The sequence below is a fragment of the Streptomyces thermovulgaris genome (genome assembly GCF_002155915.1).
Taxonomy (GTDB): domain Bacteria; phylum Actinomycetota; class Actinomycetes; order Streptomycetales; family Streptomycetaceae; genus Streptomyces; species Streptomyces thermovulgaris.
In genome coordinates this window covers 1-16,254 of record NZ_MUME01000111.1, presented here as the reverse complement: position 1 = coordinate 16,254, position 16,254 = coordinate 1, and the positions used below count along the sequence as shown (strand labels likewise).

The 16,254-nt window shown below is 72.5% G+C and carries 16 protein-coding genes and 1 pseudogene; 8 read left to right on the top strand and 9 right to left on the bottom strand.

The features are described 5' to 3' along the window. Positions 1-72: 72 nt before the first annotated feature. The 3 genes from CCN35_RS11530 to CCN35_RS11520 all read left to right on the top strand — a co-directional run bounded on the left by CCN35_RS11530 (position 73) and on the right by CCN35_RS11520 (position 3,868). The gene (locus CCN35_RS11530) at positions 73-1,539 is read left to right on the top strand and encodes an HtaA domain-containing protein (protein ID WP_086792499.1); all 1,467 of its coding nucleotides are present in this window, start codon (positions 73-75) and stop codon (positions 1,537-1,539) included. A gap of 84 nt (positions 1,540-1,623) precedes the next feature. After that, positions 1,624-3,147 (top strand): HtaA domain-containing protein, encoded by a 1,524-nt coding sequence (locus CCN35_RS11525; RefSeq protein ID WP_067392033.1) that lies wholly within the window; start codon positions 1,624-1,626, stop codon positions 3,145-3,147. Between the two features lie 76 nt (positions 3,148-3,223). Next, positions 3,224-3,868: a PhzF family phenazine biosynthesis protein gene (locus tag CCN35_RS11520; protein ID WP_067392032.1), complete on the top strand. Its 645-nt coding sequence runs from the start codon at positions 3,224-3,226 to the stop codon at positions 3,866-3,868. A gap of 17 nt (positions 3,869-3,885) precedes the next feature. Here the strand turns inward: CCN35_RS11520 and CCN35_RS11515 are convergent, their stop codons facing one another. The 4 genes and pseudogenes from CCN35_RS11515 to map all read right to left on the bottom strand — a co-directional run bounded on the left by CCN35_RS11515 (position 3,886) and on the right by map (position 6,135). After that, a complete protein-coding gene (locus CCN35_RS11515; protein WP_067392030.1) occupies positions 3,886-4,089 on the bottom strand; it encodes a DUF397 domain-containing protein in 204 nt (67 codons plus the stop codon). Then, positions 4,086-4,310: pseudogene (locus CCN35_RS28045) on the bottom strand (Scr1 family TA system antitoxin-like transcriptional regulator); the annotation flags it as partial. The pseudogene CCN35_RS28045 and the gene CCN35_RS11515, both read right to left, overlap by 4 nt. Before the next feature lie 127 nt (positions 4,311-4,437). After that, a complete protein-coding gene (locus CCN35_RS11505; RefSeq protein ID WP_067392128.1) occupies positions 4,438-5,085 on the bottom strand; it encodes a biliverdin-producing heme oxygenase in 648 nt (215 codons plus the stop codon). 192 nt (positions 5,086-5,277) lie between these two features. Next, positions 5,278-6,135, bottom strand: a complete 858-nt coding sequence (map, locus tag CCN35_RS11500; protein WP_067392025.1) for a type I methionyl aminopeptidase — start codon at positions 6,133-6,135, stop codon at positions 5,278-5,280. Between the two features lie 57 nt (positions 6,136-6,192). Between map and CCN35_RS11495 the strand changes: the two genes are divergently transcribed. Continuing rightward, a complete protein-coding gene (locus CCN35_RS11495; RefSeq protein WP_067392022.1) occupies positions 6,193-6,423 on the top strand; it encodes a hypothetical protein in 231 nt (76 codons plus the stop codon). Between the two features lie 91 nt (positions 6,424-6,514). Here the strand turns inward: CCN35_RS11495 and CCN35_RS11490 are convergent, their stop codons facing one another. Continuing rightward, complete coding sequence (locus CCN35_RS11490; RefSeq protein WP_086792497.1) at positions 6,515-7,114, bottom strand: hypothetical protein; 600 nt, start codon at positions 7,112-7,114, stop codon at positions 6,515-6,517. Between the two features lie 83 nt (positions 7,115-7,197). Between CCN35_RS11490 and npdG the strand changes: the two genes are divergently transcribed. Both npdG and CCN35_RS11480 read left to right on the top strand, forming a co-directional pair. Then, on the top strand, positions 7,198-7,905 hold the full coding sequence (npdG, locus tag CCN35_RS11485; RefSeq protein WP_067392017.1) for an NADPH-dependent F420 reductase: 708 nt from the start codon (positions 7,198-7,200) through the stop codon (positions 7,903-7,905). 88 nt (positions 7,906-7,993) lie between these two features. Then, the gene (locus tag CCN35_RS11480) at positions 7,994-8,179 is read left to right on the top strand and encodes a hypothetical protein (RefSeq protein ID WP_086792495.1); all 186 of its coding nucleotides are present in this window, start codon (positions 7,994-7,996) and stop codon (positions 8,177-8,179) included. Here the strand turns inward: CCN35_RS11480 and CCN35_RS11475 are convergent. After that, a complete protein-coding gene (locus tag CCN35_RS11475; RefSeq protein ID WP_086792493.1) occupies positions 8,169-8,969 on the bottom strand; it encodes a site-2 protease family protein in 801 nt (266 codons plus the stop codon). The genes CCN35_RS11480 and CCN35_RS11475 overlap by 11 nt on opposite strands. A 123-nt stretch (positions 8,970-9,092) precedes the next feature. Here CCN35_RS11475 and CCN35_RS11470 point away from each other — a divergent pair, with 123 nt between their 5' ends. Together CCN35_RS11470 and CCN35_RS11465 are read left to right on the top strand one after the other, a co-directional pair. After that, positions 9,093-9,572 carry a DUF6578 domain-containing protein gene (locus tag CCN35_RS11470; RefSeq protein WP_086792491.1) on the top strand — a complete coding sequence of 160 codons (480 nt, stop codon included), beginning with the start codon at positions 9,093-9,095 and terminating at the stop codon, positions 9,570-9,572. Positions 9,573-9,586: 14 nt separating this feature from the next. After that, entirely contained in the window at positions 9,587-13,108 is a 3,522-nt protein-coding gene (locus CCN35_RS11465) for an AfsR/SARP family transcriptional regulator (RefSeq protein ID WP_086792483.1), read from the top strand. Positions 13,109-13,130: 22 nt separating this feature from the next. Here the strand turns inward: CCN35_RS11465 and CCN35_RS11460 are convergent, their stop codons facing one another. The 3 genes from CCN35_RS11460 to panB all read right to left on the bottom strand — a co-directional run bounded on the left by CCN35_RS11460 (position 13,131) and on the right by panB (position 16,102). After that, a complete protein-coding gene (locus tag CCN35_RS11460; RefSeq protein ID WP_079129638.1) occupies positions 13,131-14,018 on the bottom strand; it encodes an ABC transporter permease in 888 nt (295 codons plus the stop codon). After that, positions 14,015-15,028: an ATP-binding cassette domain-containing protein gene (locus CCN35_RS11455; protein WP_067392007.1), complete on the bottom strand. Its 1,014-nt coding sequence runs from the start codon at positions 15,026-15,028 to the stop codon at positions 14,015-14,017. The genes CCN35_RS11460 and CCN35_RS11455 overlap by 4 nt, the downstream gene beginning before the upstream one ends. Before the next feature lie 210 nt (positions 15,029-15,238). Continuing rightward, on the bottom strand, positions 15,239-16,102 hold the full coding sequence (gene panB, locus CCN35_RS11450; RefSeq protein WP_067392004.1) for a 3-methyl-2-oxobutanoate hydroxymethyltransferase: 864 nt from the start codon (positions 16,100-16,102) through the stop codon (positions 15,239-15,241). Positions 16,103-16,254: the final 152 nt, after the last annotated feature.

Genomic DNA, 16,254 nt, shown 5'->3' with positions numbered 1-16,254 from the left:
CGTCTTCCGGCCCGGATAGCTTAGGTTAGCCTTACCTTAATTCGCTACCGGCTGTGGATCCGGAGGACTTCCATGCCCACGCGTCCCCGCGCCCTGGTCATCGCCTTCCGTACGGCACTCGCCGTGCTCGCCGCGGCCCTGGCCGCCGCCCTGCTCCCGGCCGCCACCGCACACGCGGCAAACCGCCCCGTGCAGGGCGGACGGCTCGACTGGGGCATCAAGTCCTCGTTCCAGAGCTATGTCACCGGGCCCGTCGCCAAGGGCGGCTTCTCCCTGACCGGCGGGGCCGCCACCATCGGCGGCAGCGGCTTCCGCTTCCACTCGGCGACGGGCACCTACGACGACACCACGGGCGCCTTCCGCGCCACCTTCTCGGGCGGGGTCCGCTTCGTCGGCCACCGGCAGCCGGACGGCGGACACCAGCTCGACCTCACCCTCAGCCGTCCCACCGTGAGCATCACCGGCGCCACTGGCACGCTCCACGTGGACGTCGTCAGCAAGGCACGGAACACCGGAGCCGTCACGAGGTCCACGCAAGTCCCCTTCGCCACCCTCTCCCTGGGCGGCATCACCATGAAGGGCGGCGGCAACACGGTCGTCCTGAACAACCTGCCCGCCACGCTCACCGCCCAGGGCGCCCGGTCCTTCGCCGGGTACTACACGGCCGGTACCGCGCTGGACCCGGTCAGCCTCGCGGTGGACGTGCGCCCGGCACCGAAGGCGTCCCCGTCGGCCGAGCCGGCCCCCTCCAAGTCCGCGTCCAAGAAGCCGAGGAAGAAGACCTCGGACCGGGCGATCGAGGACGGCGCCGTCGACTGGGGCGTGCGCCGCACCTTCCGCGAGTACGTCACCGGGGACATCGCCCGGGGCAAGTGGACCCTGTCCGCCGGAGCCCAGGACGGCGGCGCCCTCTTCCGCTTCCCGGAAGGCAGCGGAACGTACGACAAGGGCGAACTCGACGCCGCCTTCAAGGGCACCCTGCACTTCACCGGCGCACACGGCCTGGACCTGAAGTTGAGCGCCGTCCGCGTCACCGTCGAGGACGGCAGGGGCACGCTCCACGCCGACGTGACGAGCCCCGGCCTCACCGCCCGGAAGGTCCCCCTGGTCACCTTCCCCGCCAAGGACTTCACCGCCCGCGACGGTCTGGCGAAGCTGACGGAGGCACCGGCCCGGCTGACCGCCCGCGGCGCGAAGGCATTCGGCGGAATGTACCCGGCGGGCACCGAGATGGACCCGGTCTCCCTGGCCGTCGCCCTCACCGACGACGCCACCCTGCCGGCCCTTCCCGACCTGGGCAGCGTCGCCGACACCTCCCCCTCACCCGCCCCGACGGCCACGACGGCCGCGCCGCGGGCCTCGACGGAACCCGTCGCGACCACCGCGGACGACAGCAGCCCGGCCCTGCCCCTCGCCCTCACCGCGGCGGGCGTGCTGGCGGCGGCCGCGGTCGGCACGGTGGCCGTCCGCAGGCACCGCACCCGGCCGGCGTCCGGCACCGCTGAGGACGGTTCCTCCACCGGACCGTCCGGCTCCTGATCCTTCCGTCCCACCCCCGCACCCCACGCTTCGATCCCGTCCGCTGCCGCCCCACCGGCCGGACCCGTCACAAGGAGACACGCCATGCTCGCCACCCCCCGCAGACGGCCGCTCGCGCTCGTCGCGGCCATGGCCACGGCCACCGCTCTGGGCGCCACCGTCCTGGTCGCCGCCCCGACGGCCGCCGCGGCGGAGACACCGCTGAGCGGTTACGAACTCACCTGGGGCATCAAGGAGTCGTACCGCACCTACGTCGTCCGCTACGCGGCCGGCACCTTCACCACCACCGACGGCGCCTCCCAGGCGGCCGACAACGGCGCCTTCACCTTCACCCACGGCCAGGGCACCTACGACCGCACCACCCACACCGTGCGCCTCGCCTTCAAGGGCACCCTCACCGCCGAGTCGACGCGCCACGGGTTCAAGAGGACGCTGAGCGACTTCCGGTACGACAGCGGGACGGGCATCCTCACCGCCGACCTGACCGAGGACGACGGCGAGACCCGGCAGGACGTGCCGTTCGCCGAGGTCGCCGCACCCACCGGCCAGAACATGACCGACCTCGCCACCACGCTGACCGAGGAGGCCGGCGCCTTCCTCGGCAGCCCCTCCTACGCGGGCGCGGCGGGCGACCCGCTGTCGGTGGTGAGGAAGCAGGAGACGACGTCACCGAGCCCGTCGCCCGACGAGTCGGAGACGTTCTCGCCCAAGCCCTCGTCCTCCCCCACCCCGTCGGCCTCGCCGAGCGTGTCGGAGACCTCGAGCGCGTCCCCGAAGCCCACCGCCTCGGCCTCCCGGAGCACCAAGCCCACGGCCTCCTCCAAGCCCTCCGGCTCCACCGCTCCGGCCCCGGCCGAGGGCGACATCGTCGACGGCAGGCTGACCTGGGGAGTGAAGGAGTCCTTCCGTACCTATGTGGTCGGCCCGGTGGCCAAGGGCCGGATCACGACCTCGGACGGCGCCTCCCAGGCGTCCGGCAACGGCGTCTTCACCTTCACCGACGCCACCGGCACCTACGACACCAAGGCCGGCACCCTCTCCGCCTCGTTCAAGGGATCGGTGACCTTCAAGGGCCACCCGGGCGAGGGCGGCTACGAGCTCGACCTCACGCTCAGCAACATCAGGGTCGTCCTCGACCGCGGGACCGGCACGCTGACCGCCGACGTCACCCGCCTCGGCGAGAAGACGCAGGACGTGGTCCTGGCCGAGCTGAAGGCCGGCTCCACCGCACTCGTCGCGGTGGACGACGTCATCACCCTGAACAAGGTGACGGCCACTTTGACCGCGGCCGGTGCCGAGGAGTTCGGCGGCTTCTACGGCCAGGGCACCGCGCTCGACCCGGTGGACCTGTCCGTCGCCCTCACCGAGGGCGCCGAACTCCCCTCCGGCAACGGCGGCTCGGGCGGCGGCTCCGGCACGCCGGACGGCTCGGGCGGCACCGGCGGCACCGGCTCGACCACCGGGGGCACCGGCGGCATCGGCGGCAGCATGGCCTCCACCGGCTCGGACGTCCCCGTGACCGCGCTGGGCACGGCCGCCGCGGCGGCCGTGGCGGCGGGCGCGGGCGTGCTGTTCGCGGTGCGCAGGCGGCGCGATACGCAGGCATGACCCAACGACAAGGCGGTACCGGCCGGTTCGGCCGGTACCGCCTTGCGGCGTTCTCCTTCGGTGTTTGAATGCCCGGGTGACTGACTACGACGTGCTGCGCGTGTTCTGCGCGGCGAACGGCGGCTACGGCAACGAACTCGGCGTCGTCCGCAACGGCTCGCTCATACCCGCCCGGGAGGACCGCCAGGAGTTCGCCGCCAAACTCGGCTTCAGCGAAACGGTGTTCGTCGACGACCCCGAACGCGGCGAGATCGACATCTACACCCCCACCCGGCGCCTTCCCTTCGCCGGCCACCCCTGCGTCGGAACGGCCTGGCTCCTGGACGTACCGGAGCTGGTCACTCCCGCCGGAACGGTCGGCGTCCGCCTGGACGGCGAGTTCACCTGGATCGAGGCCCGGCCCGAGTGGGCCCCGCCGCGCACCCTGCGCCGGTACGCCACCGCGGCCGAGGTCGACGCCCTTCCCGTTCCCCCGCCCGGCGAGTGGACCTACGCCTGGGCCTGGGAGGACGAGGCCGCCGGCCGCGTCCGCGCCCGGGCCTTCCCGGGCCGTGACGACGGCATCGAGGAGGACGAGGCCACGGGCGCGGCGGCCCTGCTGCTGACCGCCGAGCTGGGCCGTGCCCTCAACATCACGCAGGGCATGGGCTCCCAGATCCTCACGGCACCGCAGCCGGAGGGCTGGGTGGAGATCGGCGGAAGGGTGATCCTGGAACGCTGAGCCAGGGGGCGTGGCCCTCAGCCCAGGTGCGCGAGAAAGGCCCGCCAGGCGTCGCGGCTGAAGCGGATCACCGGCCCGGCGGGGCACTTGCTGTCGCGGACGGGAGCGAAGGCGGGGACTCCGTGGGCGAGTTCAAGGCACTCGTTGTTGCCGCCGCTGTAGGTGCTGCTGCGCCACTTTGCATCCGACAGGTCCGGTGTTCCGTGGCGTGCGGTCTTCATGTCCTGCGCTCCTTGAGCCTGCGTCGGATGACCGAGAGGGAATCCACGGGGGAGAGAGCGAACGTGCGGGCGGCGTCGAACAATTCCCGGTACCGGGCGACCTCGGCTTCCCGTTCGAGCCGCATCGAGCCGGTCAGGGTGTTCACCGGCACCGCCTCAGGAGCTGCCTCCTCGGGGAATCCCAGTACTCCCTGCGGTTCAAGCATGCCCGCATGTGCTCCGCCCCGCCGTGGTGCTGACGCTGGACGACGGCCCGGCGCTGCGTGTGCATGCGGCCGGGCCGTTGACCGTACGGATGGGGGAGTGCCCGGGGTGAGTCCACGCCGAGCACGACGATCAGCCGGCCGGTCACGCCGACAGGGGGAACTCCTCGCCCAGGGCGCGGAAGACCGCCGTGTTCAGGGTGAACGCCCGCTTGCACTCGACCACGATCCGCTGCTTCTCCAGGTCGTCGACGCGGAGGGCGTCCAGCAGTGCGCGGTAACGCCGCTTGAACGCGGCCGGATTGGGGATGTCCTCGAAGACGTAGAAGCGGACCCCGTCGCCCTTCTTGGGGAAGCCCCAGGTCTTCTCCGCCTTGTCCCGGATGATCTGGCCGCCGGAGAGGTCGCCGAGGTAGCGGGTGTAGTGGTGGGCTATGTAGCCGGCGGGCCACTGCTCGGCGCACTCGCGCACCCGGTCGGCGTAGGTGCGGGTCGCGGACAGAGCGGTGAGCGTCGACCGCCACTCGGGCCCCCGCAGATGGGTCAGGTCCCGCTCCAGCGCGGCCAGCCGGAACAGTTCGGGCTGGATGAACGGCCCCGCAACCGGGTCCGAGGCCAGTCGTTCGACCCCGTGCTCCAGCGCCTCGTACACGAACCACAGTTGCTCGGTGTAACGCGCGTACGCCTCCACACCGAGCCGGCCGCCGAGCAGATTGCTCATGAAGGTCGAGGTCTCCGCCTCCGTGTGCTGCTCACGGGAGGCGGTGCGGATGAGTGTCGAGAAGGAGTCCATGGGGTCCATGGGGCCATCCTTTAAGGTAAGGCTAACCTAAGTCAAGAGGTTTGCCGACAGTCTGTCGGTAAAACTTTAGGCCGAAAGGTGGCCTACTGCGCGTGCGAGACGTAAAAGGGCGAAAAGGTTGAGGCGGGTATGAAAAAAGCCCGCCCTCCGAGGAGAGCGGGCTCTCGCCGGGGCGTGCGGTGCCTACGGCAGCGTCAGGATCTCCGCGCCCGTGTTCGTCACCACCAGGGTGTGCTCGAACTGGGCGGTGCGCTTGCGGTCCTTGGTGACGACCGTCCAGCCGTCGTCCCAGATGTCGTACTCGTGGGTGCCCAGCGTCAGCATGGGCTCGATGGTGAAGGTCATCCCCGGCTGCATGACCGTCGTCGCGTGCGGGCTGTCGTAGTGCGGGATGATCAGCCCGGAGTGGAACGACGTGTTGATGCCGTGACCGGTGAAGTCACGGACCACGCCGTAGCCGAAGCGCTTCGCGTACGACTCGATGACCCGGCCGATGACATTGATCTGCCGGCCCGGGCGGACCGCCTTGATCGCGCGGTTCAGCGCCTCACGGGTGCGTTCCACCAGCAGGCGGCTCTCCTCGTCCACGTCGCCGACCAGGTAGGTCGCGTTGTTGTCGCCGTGGACCCCGCCGATGTACGCCGTCACGTCCAGGTTGATGATGTCGCCGTCCCGCAGCACCGTCGAGTCCGGGATGCCGTGGCAGATCACCTCGTTGATCGAGGTGCACAGCGACTTGGGAAAGCCCCGGTAGCCCAGCGTCGAGGGATAGGCGCCGTGGTCGCACAGGAACTCGTGCGCCACCCGGTCCAGCTCGTCCGTGGTCACGCCCGGCTTGATGTGCTTGGCCGTCTCCTCCAGCGCCTGCGCGGCGATCCGCCCGGCGATCCGCATCGCCTCGATCGTCTCCGGCGTCTGCACCTCCGGCCCGGTGTACGGCTTCGGCGCGGACTTGCCGACGTACTCCGGACGGCGGATGTGTCCGGGCACGGAACGGGGCGGGGACAGCTTCCCGGGGACAAGCAGCGACTGGCCAGACATGTTCGCGAGTCTAACGGGGGCGATGCGGGAACATGTCCCTGGCGAGAGGAGCTGGTCATGGCCCTGTTCAAGAAGCGGACCGTGGGAAAGCCGGGCGAGTGGTTCTACTGCCTGGAGCACAAGAAGGTCGAGGAGGGGCCCGAGTGCCCCGCCAAGAACCGGTTCGGGCCGTACGTCTCCCGGGAGGAGGCCCGCAACGCGATGGAGACCGCCCGCGAGCGCAACCTCCAGTGGGAGAACGATCCCCGCTGGCACGACCCCGAGGACGACGAGGGCAACAAGGACTAAGAGCGAGGACTGAGAGAACGGCGAGGACTGACCGGGCCGGGCGGACGGCTCTCCGCGCGGCACCGGACACCGGCACCGGGCGCCGACGGCCCTACCAGTGCGGAGGCGGCGGTGCCGTCAGGTGGTCCGTCAGCCGTGACAGGCGGTCCCGGAAGCGGCCGCGTCCCCGCGGTGCCGGCATCGAGTTCTCCCCGGCCGCCGCGCTCACCAGGTGCTGGACGGTGTCCAGGTCCAGCTCGGAGCCCTCCGGCACCGCCAGCGTCTCGTGCGCCATCGACTCCAGCTCACCCCCGCCGGCGCCGAGGGCCAGCACCGTCGCCCCGGCCCGCCGGGCCTCGTGCACCCGCTCCAGGAGCGGCGCGGGCTCCTCGGGGGCCACGACGAGCAGCGTCTCGCCCCGCCGGGCCGCCTCCAGCCGGCCGAGCCCGACGGACAGGTGGGCCGGGCCGGAGGGGCGGACGGTGTGCCGTACGAGCGTCGGGGCCAGCTCCGGGGTGCCCGACCAGGCGGCCTCGTCCACCAGGTGGGCCGCCAGGTGCCAGGGCTCGTACCGCGGTGTGCCCACGAGCAGCAGCCCGCCCCCGTACGACACCACCGACCCCCGCAGCACCCCCGCGAACCGTCGTGTGGCCCCCAGCCACTCGGTCCCGGCGAGCACCTCACGCAGCAACGCGACCCGTACGGCGTCCATGGGCGCGCAGCCTGCCGCACCCGGGAACCGGTGGCCGGGACTTCGACCGGAATTCACCCGTACCGGGGACGTAGAGTCGACGCATGACCTCCAGCAGCAACAGTGCACACAAGGCCCCCGCCAAGGACCCCTGGGACCTTCCCGACGTCTCCGGCCTGGTCGTCGGCGTGCTCGGCGGGACCGGGCCGCAGGGCAGGGGACTGGCCTACCGGTTCGCCCGGGCCGGGCAGAAGGTGATCATCGGCTCCCGGGCCGCCGAGCGCGCGCGGACCGCGGCCGAGGAGATCGGGTACGGGGTCGAGGGCGCCGACAACGCCGAGACCGCCCGCCGCAGTGACGTCGTGATCGTCGCCGTGCCCTGGGAGGGGCACGCCAAGACCCTCGAGTCCCTGCGCGAGGAGCTGGCCGGCAAGCTCGTCGTGGACTGCGTCAACCCGCTCGGCTTCGACAAGAAGGGCGCCTACGCCCTCAAGCCCGAGGAGGGCAGCGCCGCCGAGCAGGCCGCCGCCCTGCTGCCGGACTCACGGGTGACCGCCGCCTTCCACCACCTGTCCGCGGTGCTGCTGCAGGATGCGGAGCTGGAGAGGATCGACACCGACGTCATGGTCCTCGGCGAGAAGCGCGCCGACGTGGAGACGGTCCAGGCGCTGGCCGGCCGCATCCCCGGCATGCGCGGCGTCTACGCCGGACGGCTGCGCAACGCCCACCAGGTGGAGGCCCTGGTCGCGAACCTGATCTCGGTCAACCGGCGCTACAAGGCGCACGCGGGACTCCGTATCACGGACGTATGAGCCGATGGGGGACACTGGGACCCGGAAGTCCCGGACCTTCCGGTGTCCCCCGCACGTACCCGACAGGATCCGACAGGAGTCGACCGTCATGCCCCGCATCGCCCTCTGCACCCTGATCGTCTGCCTGCTGGCCGTGGCCGCGGCCGTCGTCTCCTTCGTCAAGGGCAGCTGGCTGGGGATCGTGTGGGTGCTGCTGGCGGGTCTGTCGTCCAACATGACCTGGTACTACGCCCGCCGCGAGCGGATGCGGCAGAGCCGGTCCGTCAGCGGCTGACCGAGCAGAGCTCGTGGGTGTCCTGCCAGAACCGGTACAGGTCGTACCCGCAGTACTGGTCCAGGGCGCCGATGCCGAGACGGCGCAGGATGAAGTCGATCACGTCGAAGAACGCGCCGTTGAGCGCCGGCACCCACAGCAGCGCGAAGACGAACAGCAGGCCGAACGGGGCGAACGGCTCCACCTGGCGCTTGATCCTGGGTGACAGCCAGGGCTCGATCACGCCGTAGCCGTCCAGGCCCGGCACCGGCAGGAAGTTCAGGATGGCGGCCGTCACCTGGAGCAGCGCGAGGAAGGCCAGCGCGAACCGGAAGCCGGCGGGCACGCCGTCCAGCGCGTCCAGCCAGAACGGGGCCGTGCACACGAGCGCGAACAGGACGTTCGTCAGCGGCCCCGCCGCCGAGATCAGACTGTGCCGCCAGCGGCCCCGGATCCGGTCGCGCTCGATGAACACGGCACCGCCCGGCAGACCGATCCCGCCCATGATCACGAACAGGACCGGGAGCACGATGCTCAGCAGGGCGTGCGTGTACTTCAGGGGGTTCAGCGTCAGGTAGCCCTTGGCGCCGATCGTGAGGTCACCGCTGTGCAGCGCGGTGCGCGCGTGCGCGTACTCGTGCAGGCACAGCGAGACGACCCAGGCCGAGGTCACGAACAGGAACACCGCCACGCCCGGCTGCTGGGCGTATCCGGTCCAGGTGGCCCAGCCCGTGACCGCGGCGACGGCCAGGATCCCGAGGAAGACGGGGCTGATCCGTCGGTCGCTGTGACGGGTGGCGGCGGTGGTCATGGCGGAGGACTCCTGAAGCACGTCGGGTGGGGCGGGCTCGACCGTACCGGGCGCCCGGGGCGCACGGGAACGCACGGGGAAAACGCCTCGCGCCCGGGCGCCGGTTCCATGGAGGGTGGGGGCATGGCAGTGCGCTGGGTGTTCTACGAGAACTGGCAGATGGAGTGCTGCGGCAGGCCGTTCTCGGTGGGGGAGGAGGTGAGCTGGCCGGTGCTGCCCGTGGACCCGGAGGACGTGCTGGGTGAGGGCCGCGACAAGGACAGCAAGAAGAACGACAGCAAGAAGAACGAAGAGAGCAAGGAGAAGTACGACGGGATGCTGCTGGTCGAGCAGCACGGCGACGCGGAGTCCGGGATCACGGGCCGGGTCCGCGCGATCCGGCTGGTACACCGGGTGTACGAGGAGACCGGGCCGGGCTCGCGCACCTTCGTCCCCACGCCCGACGAGGCGTCCCTGGAGGCCGTCGACAGCTGCCCGGAGCGGTTCGGCCACGAGGAGCTCCCGGCGGAGCCGGGGTCCCGCCGGCACCGCGGCACGACCGGGGTCCTCGTCGCCCTGGACGTGCCGGACGCCGCGCCGGTCGCGCCCCGTGACCGGCCGTGAGGCCGACGGAGACAATGGACCCCGTGCGTTACCGCGTCCTCGGCACCACTCAGGCGCTCCGCCCCGACGGCACCCCCGTTCCGGTCGGCGGGGCGCGGCTGCGTGCCCTGCTGACCGTGCTCGCCCTGCGGCCCGGCCGGACCGTGCCGGTGAGCGTCCTGGTCGACGAGGTGTGGAACGGCGACCCGCCCGCCGACGCCACGGGCGCGCTCCAGGCGCTGGTGGGGCGGCTGCGCCGGACGCTGGGCGCCGACGCGGTGGCCTCGGCGGAGGGCGGCTACCGGCTCACCGCCGCCGCGGACGACATCGACCTGCACCGCTTCGAACGGCTGGCGGGCGAGGGGCTGCGCGCACTGGCCGACGGCGACCCCGCCAAGGCCGCCGCCGTCCTCGACGACGCCCTCGCCCTGTGGCGCGGCCCCGTCCTCGCCGACCTGCCCGACCGCGCCGCCGAGGAGGCCCGCTGGAACACCCGCCATCTGGACGTGCGCCGGGCCCGGCTCACCGCCGCCCTCGCCCTCGGCCACGCCGAGCAGGCCCTGCCCGAGCTGACCGCCCTGTGCGACACCCACCCCCTGGACGAATCCCTCCAGGCCCTCCGTCTGCGTGCCCTGCGCGACACGGGCCGCGCCGCTCAGGCCCTGGCCGCCTACGAGGACGTACGGCGTCTGCTGGCCGACCGGCTGGGCTCGGACCCCGGCCCCGAGCTGCGCGCGCTGCACGAGGAACTGCTGCGGCCGGACGGGTGGGACGGACCGGACGCCCGTGCAGGGGCCGGCGGCATCGCGCACCGCCCCGGCGGGGCACACGGCTTCGGCGCCGACGGCACGCCCGGGCCGGGGGCCGGCGGGGCGTCCGGGGCGCCCGCCGGCGGATCCGCAGCCCCGGTGGCGCTCTCCGGTCCTCCCGCGGCCTCCGCCGTGATCCCTCCCGCGGCGGCACCCGCGGCCGGCCCTTCCGCGGCGGCCCGCACCGCCGCCGGGGGAGGGCCGGAGCACCCCGCCGTGCCCGCCTCCCGGCCCCTCGGCAACCTCCGCGCCCGGCTCACCTCCTTCGTCGGCCGCGAGAGCGACATCGAGGCGATCCACGCCGACCTCAGGGCCGCGCGGCTGGTGACGCTGCTGGGACCCGGCGGGTCCGGGAAGACCCGGCTGTCGCAGGAGGCCGCGGAGACCCTGCGGCCGGCGATGCCGGACGGGGTGTGGCTGGCCGAACTCGCTCCCGTCGACGACGACAACGCCGTGCCCGAGGCCGTGCTCACCGCCGTGGGAGCCCGCGAGACCGTGCTGTACGGCGCCGGGGCCGAGGAGATGCGGGCCGCGGTCGCCGACCGGCACGACGACCCGGTCGAGCGGCTGGTCGAGCACTGCGCGCGGCGCCGCATGCTGCTCCTGCTCGACAACTGCGAGCACGTCGTCGACGCGGCGGCCCGTCTCGCCGAGGAGCTGCTCGCCCGCTGCCCGCACCTCACCGTCCTGGCCACCAGCCGGGAGCCGCTCGGTGTACCGGGCGAGGTGCTGCGGCCGGTCGAACCGCTGCCCGAGCCGGCCGCGCTGCGGCTGCTCGCCGACCGGGGGGCCGCCGTACGGCCCGGTTTCCGCGTCGACGCCGACGAGGACACCGCCGCCGCCTGCGCCGAGATCTGCCGGCGCCTGGACGGCCTGCCGCTGGCCATCGAACTCGCCGCCGCCCGGCTGCGGATGCTCACCCCGCGCCAGATCGCCGACCGGCTCGACGACCGCTTCCGCCTGCTCACCTCCGGCAGCCGTACCGTCCTGCCCCGCCAGCAGACCCTGCGGGCCGTCGTCGACTGGTCCTGGGACCTGCTGGACGAGGACGAGCGGGACGTGCTGAGCCGGCTGTCCGTCTTCGCCGGCGGCTGCGACCTCGCCGCCGCCGAGGCCGTGTGCGGGCCCGCCGCCTTCGACGCCCTGGCCTCCCTCGTCGACAAGTCCCTCGTGGTGGCCGCCCCCACCGCCGACGGCGGGATGCGCTACCGGCTGCTGGAGACCGTCGCCGAGTACGCCGCCGAACGGCTCGACGAGGCCGGGGCTCGTGCGGAGACCGAGCGCGCCCATCTGACGTACTACCGCGAACTCGCCCGTACCACCGAGCCGTTGCTGCGCGGCCCCCGTCAGCGCGCCGCCATCGAGAGGTTCGAGCAGGAGTACGAGAACCTGCGCACCGCTCTGCGCCATGCCGTCGCCGCACGCGACGAGCAGGAGGGGCTGTGCCTGGTCCTGTCGCTCTCCACGTACTGGTACATGCGCGAGGTGCGCATCGAGGCCCGCACCTGGTGCGAGGAGGTCATGGCGCTCGGCCCCGACCCCTTCGCCGAGCCGGTCCGGCGTGCCGCCCCGGTCTGGCATCGGTGCACGGACGCCCCGCCGCCGATGACCGGCGAGGTCCTCGCCGAGGCCCGCCGCGGTCTGCACCTCATCCACCTCGCCTGCATGGACACCGAGCTGGAGGCCTGGCAGTCCCCGGAGGCGCAGCGCAAACTGCGCACCATCACCGAGGTCTACGAGCCCGGGATGCCGCAGACCTGCCGCAGCCCGGGGATGCTCTGGCTCTTCGCGGTGATGATGACCGGTGATGTGCGGCGTCTGCACGAGATCGGCGACGCCGCCGTCCGTACCTGCCGCAGCACCCCGGGATTCGAGTGGGAGCTCGCCCACTGCCTCCGGTGGCGCGCCGACCTGCTGGCCAACCGCGCCGACGGGGCCGAGGAGGCGCGCCGGGACGCCGACGAGTCCCTGGAGATCTTCCGCCGCCTCGGGGACGCCTGGGGCGCCGCCGAGGCGCTCGCCGCGCGGGCGGAGGCGCATGAGCGCACCGGCGCCCACCGGGAGGCCGCCGCCGACTACCGGGAGGCCGTCGAGTACGCCGAACGTCTCGGCGCCCACGCCCAGATCACCCTGCTCAACGTCCGCCTCGGCAGCGCCCTGCTGGAGGCGGGCGAGGCCGAACAGGGCGAGCGGCTGCTGCGCGAGGTCATCGAGCAGGGCGAGGGCGGCCACGACGAGGCCATGCCCGCCGCCCGTGTCGTCCTCGCCGGCTGGCTCGGCATGACCGGCCGTATCACCGAGGGACGGGAGCAACTGCGGCTGCTGCGCGAGGAGTGCAATGTCGCGCACTTCGTCTTCTTCGACGCCTTCATCCTCGGTGCGGAGGCCTGGCTGGAGGTGGCCGACGGCCGCCACGAGGACGCCCTGGACAAGACCCGCCGGGCACTGGAGCGGGCCCAGAACCCGCTGGCCCAGGCCATCGCGCCCCATATGCGCTCGGTGTATCTGACCATCGGCGCCCTGGCCGTCGCCGGTGCGGACGGCGGACGCCGTGCCCGGGACGCCGCCCGCTGCCTCGGCGCCGCCGACGCCCTGCTGCCGCCCCGGCACGTCCGCAACGCCCTGGAACGCCACATTTACGAGCGGGCGGTCGCCCGCCTCCGGCCCGTGCTCGGCGAGGAGGCGTACCAGGCCGCGTACGCGGAGGGCGGCGGACTCACCCTGCAGGAGGCCGCCGCCCTGGTCTGATCCCGCGGCCGGAGCCGTACGGTCAGGTCTTGGTGCGGAAGGCGTGGATCGCGACCGGCGCCATCACCGCGGTGAGCCCCACCGACCAGGCCAGCGTCAGCCACAGGCCGTGCGCGACCGGGCCGTGCGTCATCAGCCCGCGCGCGGCGTCCGCGAGGGCGGACAGCGGGTTGTACTCGGTGAAGGTCCGCAGCCAGCCCGGCATCGTCCCGGGCGGCACGAAGATGGACGAGCCGAACTGCAGCGGCATCAGCACCAGGAAACCCACCGCCTGCACGGCCTGCACGTTCTTCATCAGCACACCGAGGGCGAGGAACACCCACATCAGCGCCGTGCCGAACACCGCGGACAGTCCCACGGCGGCGAGCAGACCGGGCCAGTTCTCGACGTCGAAGCCGACGAGGACGCCGACGACCAGGAGGATGGTCGTCGCGAGCAGCATCCGCAGCAGCTCCACGAGGATCTTGGCGAACAGCACCGAGCCGCGCCCGATCGGCAGGGACCGGAAACGGTCCATCACACCGGAGTTGAAGTCCTGGTTGAAGCCGATGCCCACGCCCTGGGCCATGCTCAGCCCCAGCATGGCCAGCAGGCCGGGCACGATGTACTGCACGTACTGCTCCCGTCCGCCGCCCAGCGACTGCCCGATCGAGCCGCCGAAGACGTACACGAACAGCAGGGTGAAGACCACCGGGAACAGAAGCGCGTCGGACATCGACTCCGGGTCCTGCCGGATCCACAGCAGATTGCGGCGGATCAGCGCGCCGGTGTGCCGCAGATGGGCGCGCAGCGGGATCCGGGCGTCGCCCCCGGGATCGGCGGCCGCCGGGACGGCGGCGGTCGCGGTGGCCTTCGAAGGGGCGGTGCGCGGTGCCTCGTTCAGGGGGGTGGGCGACGGATGGGTGCTCATACGGCGGCCTCCTCAAGGGAGTCGGCGGGCCGGGTGTCCTGCGGGGCACTGGCGCGATGGCCGGTGAGGGCCAGGAACACCTCGTCCAGGCTGGGCAGTTCGGTGGTGAGGGAGGAGATCGTGGCGCCGTGCGCGGTGATCGCGCCGACCACGGTGGTCAGCTGCTCGTCGCCGAGGATCGGCACCAGCAGGGAGCCGGTCTCGGTGTCCACGGTCGTCGTGCCGAGCCCGGTGACGCCCAGCTCGTCGAGCTTTCGGGCCAGCGGGTGCAGCTGCAGCGGATCGGCCGGCCGCACCCGCAGGGTGCGTCCGCCGACCTTCGCCTTGAGCTCCTCGATGGCCCCGCCGGCGACCACCTTGCCGCGGTCGATGACGGTCAGCTCGGAGGCCAGCTGCTCGGCCTCCTCCATGTACTGGGTGGTCAGCAGGACGGTGACCCCGTCCCCGACCATCGCCCTGACCTCGTCCCACACCTCGTTGCGGGTCCGGGGGTCGAGTCCCGTGGTCGGCTCGTCCAGGTAGAGGACGGCGGGGCGCCCGATCATCGAGGCGGCCAGGTCCAGCCGCCGCCGCATGCCGCCGGAGTACGTCCGCGCCGGCCGCCGCGCGGCCTCGGTGAGCGAGAACCGCTCCAGCATCTCGTCGGCGCGGGCGCGGGCCTTCTTGCGGGACAGGTCGAGCAGGCGGCCGATCAGATACAGGTTCTCCCAGCCGGACAGCTTCTCGTCGACGGAGGCGTACTGCCCGGTGAGTCCGATCACCCGGCGCAGCTTCCGGGGCTGCCGTACGACGTCGTAGCCGGCGACGACGGCCTGGCCGGCGTCCGGGAGCAGCAGGGTGGACAGAATGCGGACGAGCGTGGTCTTGCCCGCCCCGTTCGGCCCGAGCACACCCATCACGGTGCCCTCGCGCACCTCCAGGTCCACACCGTCCAGCGCCCTGGTCTCGCCGTAGTGCTTGACCAGCCCCCGCACGGTCACGGCATGGGGTTTTGTGTCGTTCAGCGTCATGTCGGGAACGGTTCCAGGCGCCGTCGACAGCCCGCCGACAAACCACCGACAGTCCGCCGCCGGCACCGACAGGCCCCCGACGGGCACCGCGGCCGCCGCCCGGGAGGGGGCACGACGGCGGAGGAGAACGACAAAAAACGACAAAAAAAAGGGGGGCGGCCCCGCCGGCGGGGGAGGACCGGTGGGGCCGCCCTCTGGTACCGCAGTGGCTCAGTGGACCGAGTGCTCCTCCTGAGGGAACGTTCCTGCGACCACGTCCTCCGCGAACGCCCTGGCCGCGTCGCTCATGACCGTGCGCAGATCGGCGTACTTCTTGACGAACCTCGGCACACGCCCGGCCGTCAGCCCGAGCATGTCGGTCCACACCAGCACCTGCGCGTCCGTGTGCGGTCCGGCCCCGATGCCGACCGTCGGGATGTGCAGCGCACGCGTCACCTCGGCCGCCAGCTCCGCCGGCACCAGCTCCAGCACGACCGCGAACGCTCCCGCGTCCTGCACGGCCTTGGCGTCCCGCAGCAGCTGTGCCGCCGCCTCCTCGCCGCGCCCCTGGACGCGGTAGCCCATGGCGTTGACGGACTGCGGGGTCAGACCGACGTGGGCCATGACCGGGATGCCGGACTCCGTCAGAAGCCGGATCTGCGCGTGCGACCGCTCGCCGCCCTCCAGCTTCACGGCGCCCACGCCCGCCTCCTTGATCAGGCGGGTCGCCGAGCGCAGCGCCTGCGCGGGCCCTTCCTGGTAGGAACCGAAGGGGAGGTCGCCGACGATCAGGGCGCGGCGCGTGCCCCGTACGACCGCGGCGGACAGCATGGTCATCTCGTCGAGGGTGACGGGTACGGTCGTGTCGTACCCGAGGTGGCAGTTGCCCGCGGAGTCGCCCACCAGGATCACCGGGATGCCGGCCTCGTCGAAGACGGAGGCGGTCATGGCGTCGTAGGCGGTGAGCATGGGCCACTTCTCGCCACGTTCCTTGGCGGAAGCGATGTCGCGGACGGTGATGCGGCGGGTGCCCTTTCCTCCGTACAGCGTCCTGCCGTCGGAGGGCTTCGTCTGGGCAGCCGAAAGCTGCGTCATGGCAACGGCTCCTTCGTCATCTCGAGGCGCCCTGACGGCGTCCCCGGATCCCTTCCATGGTGGCATCTCGTGCCAGTTCGAGCCATAGGGCGCTCGTGTGCGCAACATCTCGGCGGGGAGCGGAAGAACCGGGCCGGGGGACGGAAGAAGGG